We start from the raw sequence: 12,699 nt of genomic DNA on the forward strand, positions 1-12,699 counted from the left end.
TTTGAAATGACTTCTGTTCAGTCCTCGACCCGGTTGCCTTGCGGCAACCGGGTTCTTGATTTGGCCCGGACGCATGTCATGGGCATTCTCAACGTTACCCCCGATTCCTTTTCCGATGGCGGGCGCTTCAGCCAGGTGGACGCGGCGTTACGGCATGCCGAAGGCATGGTCCAGGCCGGTGCTACGCTGATCGATGTCGGTGGTGAATCGACCCGGCCGGGTGCGCGGGTCGTTTCGCCGCTGGAAGAACTGGAGCGGGTGGCGCCGATCGTCGAGCGCATCCACCGTGAGCTGGATGTGATCATCTCGGTCGACACCTCGACGCCGGCGGTGATGCGTGAAACCGCGCGTCTCGGTGCCGGCCTGATCAACGACGTACGCTCGCTGCAGCGCGACGGTGCCCTGGACGCGGCAGCGGCTACCGGTTTGCCGGTGTGCCTGATGCACATGCTCGGCGAACCTGGCGACATGCAGGACAACCCGCACTACGACAACGTCACGCAGCAAGTGCAGGCGTTTCTCGTCGAGCGTATGCGTGAGTGTGAAGCCGCGGGAATTCCTGCCGAGCGGATTGTCCTGGACCCGGGATTCGGCTTTGCGAAAACCCTGGAGCACAACCTGAGCCTGTTCAAGCATATGGAGCAGTTGCACGTGCTGGGTCGGCCGCTGTTGGTGGGTGTTTCGCGAAAGAGCATGATAGGCCTGACACTGGGGCGACCGGTGGGTGAGCGCCTGTATGGCAGCCTGGCCCTGGCGGCGTTGGCGATGAGCAAGGGCGCGCGGATCCTGCGCGTCCACGATGTGGCCGAAACGGCCGACGTGGTCAAGATGCTCGCTGCGGTTGAAGCTGCCGAATAAGAACGATGGAGCACGTATGAAGAAGAAATATTTCGGCACCGACGGTATTCGGGGCCGCGTCGGACAGTATCCGATCACCCCTGATTTCATGCTCAAGCTGGGCTGGGCCGCCGGTATGGCGTTCCGCAAGCAGGGCACCTGTCGCGTCCTGGTTGGCAAGGACACCCGGATCTCCGGCTACATGTTCGAATCCGCCCTGGAGGCCGGTCTCTCCGCAGCGGGCGCCGACGTGATGCTGCTGGGGCCGATGCCGACCCCGGCCATCGCCTACCTGACCCGTACGTTCCACGCCGAGGCGGGGATCGTCATCAGTGCTTCGCACAACCCCCATGACGACAACGGCATCAAGTTCTTCTCCGGCGAAGGCACCAAGCTGCCGGATGAAGTCGAGCTGATGATCGAGGAACTGCTCGATGCGCCGATGACCGTGGTCGAATCGGAAAGGCTCGGCAAGGTTTCGCGGATCAACGACGCGGCCGGTCGCTACATCGAATTCTGCAAGGGCAGCGTGCCGACCGGCACCAAGCTGTCCAACCTGAAGATTGTGCTCGATTGCGCCCACGGTGCGACCTACAAGGTGGCGCCCAGCGTTTTCCGCGAGCTGGGCGCGCAGGTCACCGCGCTGTCGGTGCAGCCCAACGGGCTGAACATCAACGACAACTGCGGCTCGACCCACATCAAGCCGTTGCAGGCCGCGGTGCTGGCCGAGCAGGCTGACCTCGGCATCGCCTTCGACGGTGATGGCGACCGGGTGCTGATGGTCGATCACACCGGTACGGTGGTCGATGGCGATGAACTGGTGTTCATCATTGCCCGTGACCTGGCCGAGCGCGGCAAGCTCAACGGTGGCGTGGTCGGCACGCTGATGAGCAACCTCGGAATGGAACTGGCGCTGAAGGAGCTGGATATTCCGTTCGTGCGCGCCAATGTCGGCGACCGTTATGTGATCGCCGAACTGCTCGAGCGCGACTGGCTGGTCGGTGGCGAGAACTCGGGGCATATCCTGTGCCTGAATCACAACACCACGGGTGACGCGATCATTGCGGCGCTGCAGGTGCTGCTGGCGTTGCGTCGTCGTGGCGAGACCCTGGCCGAGGCGCGCCAGGTTGTGCGCAAATGCCCACAGGTGCTGGTCAACGTGCGTTTTGGCGGTGGTGTCGACCCGGTCAAGCACCCGCAGGTGGTGGCCGAATGCGAGCGCGTCACCGAGGCCATGAACGGTCGTGGTCGGGTACTGTTGCGCAAGTCGGGGACCGAGCCGCTGGTGCGTGTGATGGTCGAAGGCGAGGACGAAGCGTCCGTTCGTGGGCATGCCGAAGGGCTGGCAAAACTGGTTGCTGAAGTTTGTGCCTGAATTTGGCTTGCCAGTGATGATCTGGTTGGGTAATATCTGCGCCCACTTTAACCCGCGAGGTAGAGCATGCGTCGCCCCCTGGTAGCTGGTAACTGGAAAATGCACGGTACCCGCGCCAGCGTCGCTGAGCTGATCAAGGGGCTGCGGAATCTGGCCCTGCCGAGCGGTGTTGATGTTGCGGTATTCCCGCCTTGCTTGCATATCACCCAAGTGGTCGATGGTTTGAAGGGCAAGTCGATTTCGGTCGGCGCGCAGAACTCTGCAGTGGAATCCATGCAAGGCGCCTTGACAGGTGAGATCGCACCGAGCCAGTTGGTCGATGCAGGTTGTTCCCTGGTGCTGGTTGGGCACTCTGAACGTCGCCAGATAATGGGCGAGACCGATCGGATGCTCAATCGCAAGTTTGCGGCAGCGCAGGCTTGCGGGCTGATTCCGGTGTTGTGTGTAGGGGAAACCCAGGCGCAGCGTGAAGCCGGCAAGACGCTGGAAGTGGTTTCGCGTCAGTTGGGCAGCATCATCGAAGAGTTGGGTGTCGGTGCTTTTGCCAAGGCTGTCATCGCTTACGAGCCGGTCTGGGCCATTGGTACCGGGCTGACAGCTTCGCCGCAACAGGCGCAGGATGTGCATGCAGCCATTCGCGCGCAGTTGGCGGCAGAGAATTCCGAAGTCGCTCAAGGTGTGCGGCTTCTGTACGGCGGCAGCGTGAAGGCGGCCAATGCGGTCGAACTGTTCGGCATGCCGGATATCGATGGGGGGCTCATTGGTGGGGCTTCCCTGAATGCAGATGAATTCGGTGCGATTTGTCGCGCTGCGGGAAACTGAGAAATGCTGGAAACGATCGTAGTCGTTCTTCATCTGTTGGCTGCACTGGGAGTTGTTGCTCTCGTACTGCTGCAACAGGGTAAAGGTGCGGAAGCTGGTGCATCTTTCGGCGCAGGTGCTTCAAATACTGTGTTCGGAAGCCAAGGTTCCTCTACCTTTCTTAGTAAGTTTACTGCTATACTTGCCGCAGGTTTCTTCATAACCAGCTTAGGGTTAGGATACTTTGCTAAAGAGAAAGCTCACCAGCTGACTCAAGCAGGTCTGCCAAGCCCGGCAGTGTTGGAAGCACCAAAGCAAAAGCCGGCATCTGATGATGTACCGGTGCTCCAGGAGCAGAAGTCGGCCACTCCGGCAGGCGATGTACCTCAAGCTCCAGAGCAGAAGTAAAACGGGTTTCATGCTGTAAACGTTGTATTGCCGAGGTGGTGGAATTGGTAGACACGCAACCTTGAGGTGGTTGTGCCCATAGGGTGTAGGGGTTCGAGTCCCCTTCTCGGTACCAATTATCAGGAGAGCCCGCTGTTGCGGGCTTTCTTGTAGGTGGAAGGTTACATTGACCCAAAAAGGGATCAGTCGTATACTTTTGCCCCAGCTTTGTCGCGGGGTGGAGCAGCCTGGTAGCTCGTCGGGCTCATAACCCGAAGGTCGTCGGTTCAAATCCGGCCCCCGCAACCAGTTTTAGCGGAGCCCCTTTTCAGGGGCTTTTTGTTAGCTGGACACAATCGATGCCGCATTTCGACGGCATTTCAGGGATGGGCGATTCGCCCATTTTTTGTTTTCTTAAATCGCATGCACATCATGCACGAGGGGTTCAGGTGTCGAGCAAGCTAGAACAGTTGCAGGCCTTGCTGGCCCCGGTGGTCGTGGCCCTGGGCTATGAATGCTGGGGTATCGAGTTTTCCGCTCAAGGCCGCCATTCCGTGTTGCGCGTTTATATCGATAAAGAGGGTGGTGTTCTGGTGGATGACTGCGCCATCGTCAGTCGCCAGATCAGTGGCGTGCTGGATGTCGAAGATCCGATTTCCACTGAATACACCCTTGAAGTTTCCTCTCCTGGCATGGAACGCCCGCTGTTCACCCTTGAACAGTTTGCCTCGCATGCCGGCGAACAAGTGAAAATAAGGCTGCGCTCGCCTTTCGAGGGACGACGCAACTTTCAGGGCCTTCTGCGTGGAGTGGAAGAGCAGGACGTCGTGGTGCAGGTAGATGACCACGAGTTCCTGTTGCCGATCGATTTGATCGACAAGGCCAACATTATTCCCAGTTTTGACTGAGACGCGGATCCCGCGGATCCAATGGCTTGCGAAAGGCGAGGCGTACGATGAGCAAAGAAGTATTGCTGGTTGTTGAGTCGGTATCCAATGAAAAGGGTGTACCGGCAGGCGTGATTTTTGAGGCGCTGGAGATTGCTCTGGCGACTGCTACCAAGAAACGCTTTGAAGACGAAGTTGACCTGCGTGTGGAAATCAACCGCCACACCGGTTCCTATGAGACTTTCCGTCGTTGGACTGTGGTCGAGGAAGCCGATCTTGACGATCCGGCGATCGAGACCTGGCCAAGCAAGGTGGCTCTGACCCATCCGGGTGCCAAGGTTGGCGATGTCGTCGAGGAGAAGATCGAGTCCATCGAGTTCGGTCGCATCGCTGCCCAGACCGCCAAGCAAGTCATTGTGCAGAAGGTTCGCGAAGCCGAGCGTGCGCAGGTGGTCGATGCCTACCGCGAGCGCCTGGGCGAAATCATCTCCGGTACCGTGAAGAAGGTCACCCGCGACAACGTCATCGTTGACCTGGGCAACAACGCCGAGGCGCTGCTGGCGCGTGAAGACATCATTTCCCGCGAGACTTTCCGCGTCGGTGTACGGGTTCGTGCACTGCTCAAGGAAATCCGCACCGAGAACCGCGGTCCTCAGCTGATCCTGTCGCGTACCGCGCCGGAAATGCTGATCGAGCTGTTCCGTATCGAAGTGCCCGAGATCGCCGAAGGGCTGATCGAGGTGATGGCGGCGTCCCGTGACCCGGGCTCGCGTGCCAAGATCGCTGTCCGCTCCAAGGACAAGCGTATCGACCCGCAGGGCGCGTGCATCGGCATGCGTGGTTCGCGCGTCCAGGCCGTCTCCGGCGAGCTGGGTGGCGAGCGTGTGGATATCGTGCTGTGGGACGACAACCCGGCGCAGTTCGTCATCAACGCCATGTCGCCGGCTGAAGTCGCGGCGATCATCGTTGACGAAGACGCCCATGCGATGGACATCGCCGTGGGTGCCGACAACCTGGCCCAGGCCATTGGCCGCGGCGGTCAGAACGTGCGTCTGGCCAGCCAGCTGACCGGCTGGACCCTGAACGTGATGACCGAGTCGGACATCCAGGCTAAACAACAGGCAGAAACCGGTGACATCCTGCGCAACTTCATCGACGAGCTGGAAGTCGACGAAGAGCTGGCACAGGTGCTGGTCGATGAAGGTTTCACCAGCCTGGAAGAAATTGCCTACGTACCGTTGGAAGAGATGCTCAACATCGACGGCTTTGACGAGGAAATCGTCAACGAGCTTCGCGCTCGTGCCAAGGATCGCCTGTTGACCAAAGCCATCGCTACAGAGGAAAAGCTGGCAGACGCCCATCCGGCCGAAGACCTGCTCTCGCTTGAGGGTATGGACAAGGATTTGGCGATGGAACTGGCGGTGCGCGGCGTCATTACCCGCGAAGACCTGGCCGAGCAGTCGATTGACGACCTGCTCGACATCGACGGCATCGACGATGATCGTGCCGGCAAGTTGATCATGGCCGCCCGAGCCCACTGGTTCGAGTAATTAGGCGCGGCCTGAGGAGAGAAGTGCATGACGCAAGTCACGGTGAAACAACTGGCCGATGAGGTCAAAACACCGGTAGAGCGCCTGTTGCAGCAGATGCGTGAGGCAGGTCTGCCGCACACCGCCGCCGAGGAACATGTGAGCGACAGCGAGAAGCAGTCGCTGCTGACTCACCTGAAGAGCAGCCACAAGGCGAAAGTGGAAGAACCGCGCAAGATCACCTTGCAGCGCAAAACCACCAGTACCCTGCGTGTTGCCGGCAGCAAGAGCATCAGTGTTGAAGTACGCAAGAAGAAAGTCTTCGTACAGCGCAGCCCGGAAGAAATCGAAGCCGAGCGCAAGCGCGAGCAGGAAGAACGTCGCGCCGTAGAAAATGCGGCCCGTCAGAAGGCGGAAGAAGAAGCCAAGCGTCGCGCCGAAGAAGAAGCGCGTCGCCAGCCTGCGCCTGCCCCTGTGGTCGAGCCTGTGGTCGAAGCGGTTGCCGCTCCGGTCGAGATCGACGAGCCTGTGCGTGAAGCGCCGGTTGCCGCGCCTGCGCCGGCTGCCGAGCGCAAGCGCGAAGAGCCGCGTCGCTCCGACAAGTCCCGTGGCGACGAGAATCGTCGTGGCGACGGCGAGCGCAAGAACGCTCCGCACCGCGCTTCGGTCAAGGAAAAGGCTCCGGCCGTTCGTGTTGCCCCACGTACCACCGACGAGGAAAGCGATGGCTTCCGTCGTGGCGGTCGCGGCGGTGGCAAGGCCAAGCCGAAGAAACGCAACGTTCACGGTTTCCAGAACCCTACCGGTCCTGTGGTCCGTGACGTGAAGATCGGCGAGACCATCACTGTGGCCGACCTGGCCCAGCAGATGTCGGTCAAGGCTGCCGAAATCATCAAGTTCATGTTCAAGCTGGGTACTCCGGCGACGATCAACCAGGTTCTGGACCAGGAAACTGCCCAACTGGTTGCCGAGGAACTGGGCCACAAGGTGACCCTGGTCAGCGACACCGCCCTGGAAGATTCCCTGGCCGAGTCGCTGAAGTTCGAAGGTGAGGAATTCTCCCGCGCGCCAGTCGTGACCGTCATGGGTCACGTTGACCACGGCAAGACCTCGCTGCTCGACTACATCCGTCGTGCCAAGGTGGCCGCTGGCGAAGCCGGTGGTATTACCCAGCACATCGGTGCGTACCACGTGGAAACCGACCGCGGCATGGTCACCTTCCTCGACACCCCGGGCCACGCCGCGTTTACCGCGATGCGTGCCCGTGGTGCCAAGGCGACCGACATCGTGATCCTGGTGGTCGCGGCCGACGACGGCGTGATGCCACAGACCATCGAAGCGGTCCAGCACGCCCAGGCCGCCGGCGTACCGCTGGTGGTGGCGGTGAACAAGATCGACAAGCCGGGTGCCGACCTCGATCGCATCCGCAGCGAGCTGGCGACCCACGGCGTGACCCCGGAAGACTGGGGTGGCGATACGCCGTTCGTTCCGGTGTCGGCGAAAGTCGGTACTGGCGTCGACGAACTGCTCGAAGCGGTGCTGCTGCAGGCCGAGGTTCTGGAACTCAAGGCGACCCCTTCGGCTCCTGGCCGTGGCGTGGTGGTCGAGTCGCGTCTGGACAAGGGCCGTGGTCCGGTGGCGACCGTTCTGGTTCAGGACGGTACCCTGCGTCAGGGTGACATGGTCCTGGTCGGTTCGAACTATGGCCGCGTGCGTGCCATGCTCGACGAGAACGGCAAGCCGATCAAGGAAGCCGGCCCGGCGATTCCGGTCGAGATCCTCGGCCTGGACGGTACCCCGGATGCGGGCGACGAGATGAGCGTGGTGGCTGACGAGAAGAAAGCCCGTGAAGTCGCGCTGTTCCGCCAAGGCAAGTTCCGTGAAGTCAAACTGGCTCGCGCTCATGCCGGCAAGCTGGAAAACATCTTCGAAAGCATGGGCCAGGAAGAGAAGAAGACGCTTAACATCGTCCTCAAGTCCGACGTCCGTGGTTCGCTGGAGGCGCTGCAAGGCGCGCTCAACGGTTTGGGTAACGATGAGGTGCAAGTGCGCGTCGTCGGTGGCGGTGTCGGTGGTATCACCGAGTCCGACGCCAACCTGGCACTGGCCTCCAACGCCGTGCTGTTCGGCTTCAACGTGCGTGCCGATGCCGGCGCACGGAAGATCGTCGAGCAGGAAGGTCTGGATATGCGTTACTACAACGTGATCTACGACATCATCGAAGACGTGAAGAAAGCCCTGACCGGTATGCTGGGCAGCGACGTACGGGAGAACATCCTGGGCGTGGCCGAAGTCCGCGACGTGTTCCGTTCGCCCAAGTTCGGCGCAATCGCCGGCTGCATGGTGATCGAGGGTAGCGTGCACCGTAACCGTCCGATCCGCGTACTGCGTGAAGACATCGTGATCTTCGAAGGCGAGCTGGAGTCCCTGCGCCGCTTCAAGGATGACGCGTCCGAAGTGCGTGCCGGCATGGAATGCGGTATCGGCGTGAAGAGCTACAACGACGTCAAGGTCGGCGACAAGATCGAAGTCTTCGAGAAGGTCCAGGTTGCTCGCAGCCTCTGACTCGCATGCTTCAAGAGCCGCGATGGCCTGCCGCAGCCGTGCTGCGCAGGCCGCGAGCGGACTCTAAACGCAACGCCCGGTCCGGCTTCTGCCAGGCCGGGCGTTTGCCGCTTTCAGACCTCGAGGGTTTCGCCCCGGGGCAGTAACAGGTAACAAGACATGGCAAAAGAATACAGCCGTACCCAACGTATCGGCGATCAGATGCAGCGCGAGCTGGCACAGTTGATCCGTCGTGAAGTCAAGGATCCGCGCGTCGGCCTGGTCACCATCACCGCGGTCGACGTCAGCCGTGACGTCGGCCACGCGAAGGTCTATATCACCGTGATGGGCCAGGACAACCTGGAAGAGATCGCCCAGAGCATCAAGGTGCTCAACTCGGCGGCCGGTTTCCTGCGTATGCAACTGGCCCGTGAAATGAAGCTGCGCAGCGTGCCGCAGTTGCACTTCCACTACGATGAGAGCGTCGCCCGCGGTGCCCATCTGTCGGCCCTGATCGAGCGCGCCGTGGCCGAAGACAGCCTGCATGGCGAGGGCAGCGACCCTCAGGCCGCCCAACCAGAAGACGGTCGGGAGTAAGCGGTGGCTCAGGTCAAACGTATCCGCCGCAACGTCAGCGGTATCATCCTGCTGGACAAGCCGCTGGGGTTCACCTCCAATGCGGCGCTGCAGAAGGTTCGCTGGCTGCTCAACGCCGAGAAGGCCGGCCACACTGGCAGCCTCGATCCGCTGGCGACCGGCGTGCTGCCGCTGTGCTTCGGCGAGGCCACCAAGTTCTCGCAATACCTGCTCGATTCCGACAAGGGTTATGAGACCCTGATGCAACTGGGCAAGACCACCAGCACCGCGGACGCCGAAGGCGAGGTTCTGCAGACCCGCCCGGTGACCGTTGGTCGTGCCGATATCGAAGCGGTCCTACCGGATTTTCGGGGCGAAATCAGTCAGATACCGCCCATGTACTCGGCGCTCAAGCGTGATGGACAGCCTTTGTACAAGTTGGCTCGTGCAGGGGAAGTAGTGGAGCGCGAACCGCGTTCTGTTACTATTGCGCGCTTGGAATTGCTCGCCTGCGAAGGCGATACTGCCCGACTGGCGGTGGAGTGCAGCAAGGGCACCTATATTCGTACCCTGGTGGAGGATATCGGTGAGCGGCTCGGTTGCGGTGCTTATGTCGCCGAACTGCGCCGGACCCAGGCCGGACCGTTCAGCCTGGCCCAGACGGTGACGCTCGAAGAGCTGGAAGCCGTTCATGCCGAAGGTGGCAACGAGGCGGTCGACCGCTTCCTGATGCCCTCGGACAGCGGCCTGCAGGATTGGCCTTTGCTCAAGTTCTCCGAGCACAGTGCGTTCTACTGGCTCAACGGCCAGCCAGTACGTGCCCCGGACGCGCCGAAGTACGGCATGGTTCGGGTACAGGATCATAACGGCCGCTTCATCGGTATCGGTGAAGTGAGCGAAGACGGGCGCATCGCGCCGCGTCGACTGATTCGGTCAGAATGACCGGACGAGGGTGGCTGTCAACAGGCACGGTCACTACTCTTTTATAAATGCGGGGATTTGTCTCCGGCCTGTTGAAACCGTCCCTGGATGGTTTCCTGATAGAAGGATTGCCACATGGCACTCAGCGTTGAAGAAAAAGCTCAAATCGTTGCCGACTACCAGCAAGCCGTTGGTGACACTGGTTCGCCAGAAGTGCAAGTTGCACTGCTGACCGCCAACATCAACAAGCTGCAAGGTCACTTCAAGGCCAACGGCAAGGACCACCACTCCCGTCGTGGTCTGATCCGCATGGTAAACCAGCGTCGCAAGCTGCTGGACTACCTGAAAGGCAAGGACGTGACTCGCTACAGCACCCTGATCGGTCGTCTGGGCCTGCGTCGCTGATCCAGCGATCGTGCTAGAGGTTGGTTGTCTGTCCTGTGTCAGTGGGTTTCCCACGGGCATGGGGCAGGCTCCCAGCCTCAAGTTTTATCTGGAGTGCCGGATCATTACGAAAGCTGCCCCGCAGGCGGTTTTCGTAATGATCCAGAACCGGGCCGATGCCCGGTGCTGACCAAGGATTTCGCAAGAAGCCAGTTCCCCCAAGAGCCACAAAGAAGGTAGGACACCGTGAACCCGGTAATCAAAAAATTCCAGTTCGGTCAGTCGACCGTTACCCTCGAGACTGGTCGCATCGCTCGCCAGGCCTCCGGCGCAGTGCTGGTCACCGTTGACGACGACGTCAGCGTGCTGGTGACCGTTGTTGGCGCCAAGCAAGCCGATCCGGGCAAGGGCTTCTTCCCTCTGTCCGTGCACTACCAGGAAAAGACCTACGCTGCCGGCAAGATCCCTGGCGGCTTCTTCAAGCGTGAAGGCCGTCCTTCCGAGAAAGAGACCCTGACCTCGCGCCTGATCGACCGTCCGATCCGCCCGCTGTTCCCTGAAGGTTTCATGAACGAAGTGCAGGTCGTCTGCACCGTCGTCTCCACCAGCAAGAAGACCGATCCGGACATCGCGGCGATGATCGGTACCTCGGCTGCCCTGGCCATCTCCGGTATTCCGTTCGACGGCCCGATCGGCGCCGCTCGCGTGGCTTTCCACGAAAGCACCGGTTACCTGCTGAACCCGACCTACGAACAACTGAAAGCCTCGAGCCTGGACATGGTCGTGGCCGGTACCGCCGAAGCGGTACTGATGGTTGAGTCGGAAGCCAAGGAACTGACCGAAGACCAGATGCTGGGCGCGGTTCTGTTCGCCCATGACGAATTCCAGGCCGTGATCCAGGCCGTCAAGGAGCTGGCTGCCGAAGCCGCCAAGCCGGCCTGGAGCTGGGCTCCGCAAGCCGAAGCCAGCGACCTGCTGGGCGCTATCCGCGCCGAGTTCGGCGAAGCGATCTCCCAGGCCTACACCATCACCGTCAAGGCCGAGCGTTATGCACGCCTGGACGAGCTGCGCGAGCAGGTCGTGGCCAAGCTGTCGGGCGAGGAAGGCCAGCCTTCGGCCGGTGAAGTCAAGGCCGCTTTCGGCGAGATCGAATACCGCACCGTTCGCGAAAACATCGTCAACGGCAAGCCACGTATCGACGGTCGCGACAACCGCACCGTACGTCCGCTGAACATCGAAGTCGGCGTTCTGTCCAAGACCCACGGTTCGGCCCTGTTCACCCGTGGCGAAACCCAGGCCCTGGTCGTGGCCACGCTGGGTACCGCCCGTGACGCGCAACTGCTGGACACCCTGGAAGGCGAAAAGAAAGACGCCTTCATGCTGCACTACAACTTCCCACCGTTCTCGGTCGGTGAATGTGGTCGCATGGGCGGCGCTGGCCGTCGTGAAATCGGCCACGGCCGTCTGGCCCGTCGTTCGGTACAGGCCATGCTGCCAAGCGACAGCGACTTCCCGTACACCATCCGCGTGGTATCGGAAATCACCGAGTCCAACGGTTCCAGTTCGATGGCTTCGGTCTGCGGTGCTTCCCTGGCCCTGATGGACGCCGGTGTACCGATGAAGGCACCCGTGGCCGGTATCGCCATGGGTCTGGTGAAGGAAGGTGACAAGTTCGCCGTCCTGACCGACATCCTGGGTGACGAAGACCACCTGGGCGACATGGACTTCAAGGTAGCCGGTACCGCCAAGGGCGTCACCGCGCTGCAGATGGACATCAAGATCAAGGGCATCACCGAAGAAATCATGGAAATCGCCCTGGGCCAGGCCCTGGAAGCGCGCCTGAACATCCTCGGCCAGATGAACCAGGTGATCGGCCAGTCCCGTAGCGAACTGTCCGCCAACGCTCCGACCATGATCTCGATGAAGATCGACACCGACAAGATCCGTGATGTGATCGGTAAAGGTGGTGCGACCATCCGTGCGATCTGTGAAGAAACCAAGGCTTCGATCGATATCGAAGACGATGGCTCGATCAAGATCTTCGGTGAAACCAAGGAAGCGGCCGAGGCTGCTCGCCAGCGCGTCCTGAGCATCACTGCGGAAGCCGAGATCGGCAAGATCTACCTGGGCAAGGTAGAGCGTATCGTCGACTTCGGCGCGTTCGTCAACATCCTGCCGGGCAAGGACGGTCTGGTGCATATCTCGATGCTGAGCGACGCTCGCGTGGAGAAGGTCACCGACATCCTGAAGGAAGGCCAGGAAGTTGAAGTGCTGGTACTGGATGTGGACAACCGCGGCCGTATCAAGCTGTCCATCAAGGACGTCGCCGCAGCCAAGGCATCGGGCGTCTGATCGACCCCGCCATCTTGTGCTGAAAAAAGGACCCCTCGGGGTCCTTTTTTCATGGGCGAGGAAAAAGGTGGCCGGGTGACGGGCTGCTGGCAGAAAGAAGCTGCAA

General features: G+C 60.9%; 11 protein-coding genes and 2 tRNA genes. All 13 read left to right on the forward strand.

What is annotated here, in order from left to right; translation table 11 throughout:
• The first annotated feature begins 6 nt into the window (after positions 1-6).
• The 13 genes from folP to pnp all read left to right on the forward strand — a co-directional run bounded on the left by folP (position 7) and on the right by pnp (position 12,593).
• The gene (gene folP, locus ACM62G_RS16120; RefSeq protein ID WP_273821469.1) at positions 7-858 is read left to right on the forward strand and encodes a dihydropteroate synthase; all 852 of its coding nucleotides are present in this window, start codon (positions 7-9) and stop codon (positions 856-858) included.
• Positions 859-874: 16 nt separating this feature from the next.
• A complete protein-coding gene (gene glmM / locus ACM62G_RS16125; protein WP_273821467.1) occupies positions 875-2,212 on the forward strand; it encodes a phosphoglucosamine mutase in 1,338 nt (445 codons plus the stop codon).
• Positions 2,213-2,278: 66 nt separating this feature from the next.
• Complete coding sequence (tpiA, locus tag ACM62G_RS16130; RefSeq protein WP_054058252.1) at positions 2,279-3,034, forward strand: triose-phosphate isomerase; 756 nt, start codon at positions 2,279-2,281, stop codon at positions 3,032-3,034.
• 3 nt (positions 3,035-3,037) lie between these two features.
• Entirely contained in the window at positions 3,038-3,421 is a 384-nt protein-coding gene (secG, locus tag ACM62G_RS16135) for a preprotein translocase subunit SecG (protein WP_081005950.1), read from the forward strand.
• A gap of 29 nt (positions 3,422-3,450) precedes the next feature.
• Positions 3,451-3,536, forward strand: a tRNA-Leu gene (locus ACM62G_RS16140).
• A gap of 96 nt (positions 3,537-3,632) precedes the next feature.
• Positions 3,633-3,709, forward strand: a tRNA-Met gene (locus tag ACM62G_RS16145).
• 140 nt (positions 3,710-3,849) lie between these two features.
• Positions 3,850-4,308, forward strand: coding sequence for a ribosome maturation factor RimP (gene rimP / locus ACM62G_RS16150; RefSeq protein WP_054058270.1), 459 nt, complete (start codon positions 3,850-3,852; stop codon positions 4,306-4,308).
• Positions 4,309-4,355: 47 nt separating this feature from the next.
• Positions 4,356-5,837, forward strand: a complete 1,482-nt coding sequence (nusA, locus tag ACM62G_RS16155; RefSeq protein ID WP_017904133.1) for a transcription termination factor NusA — start codon at positions 4,356-4,358, stop codon at positions 5,835-5,837.
• Positions 5,838-5,864: 27 nt separating this feature from the next.
• On the forward strand, positions 5,865-8,381 hold the full coding sequence (gene infB / locus ACM62G_RS16160; protein ID WP_273821465.1) for a translation initiation factor IF-2: 2,517 nt from the start codon (positions 5,865-5,867) through the stop codon (positions 8,379-8,381).
• Positions 8,382-8,540: 159 nt separating this feature from the next.
• Positions 8,541-8,957: a 30S ribosome-binding factor RbfA gene (rbfA, locus tag ACM62G_RS16165; RefSeq protein WP_054058250.1), complete on the forward strand. Its 417-nt coding sequence runs from the start codon at positions 8,541-8,543 to the stop codon at positions 8,955-8,957.
• Between the two features lie 3 nt (positions 8,958-8,960).
• A complete protein-coding gene (gene truB, locus ACM62G_RS16170) occupies positions 8,961-9,878 on the forward strand; it encodes a tRNA pseudouridine(55) synthase TruB (RefSeq protein ID WP_054058249.1) in 918 nt (305 codons plus the stop codon).
• 114 nt (positions 9,879-9,992) lie between these two features.
• Positions 9,993-10,262: a 30S ribosomal protein S15 gene (gene rpsO, locus ACM62G_RS16175; RefSeq protein WP_017904137.1), complete on the forward strand. Its 270-nt coding sequence runs from the start codon at positions 9,993-9,995 to the stop codon at positions 10,260-10,262.
• Between the two features lie 225 nt (positions 10,263-10,487).
• A complete protein-coding gene (pnp, locus tag ACM62G_RS16180; protein ID WP_273821462.1) occupies positions 10,488-12,593 on the forward strand; it encodes a polyribonucleotide nucleotidyltransferase in 2,106 nt (701 codons plus the stop codon).
• The last annotated feature ends 106 nt before the right edge of the window (positions 12,594-12,699 follow it).

Source organism: Pseudomonas sp. COR18, assembly GCF_048568395.1.
Lineage (GTDB): Bacteria > Pseudomonadota > Gammaproteobacteria > Pseudomonadales > Pseudomonadaceae > Aquipseudomonas > Aquipseudomonas fuscovaginae_B.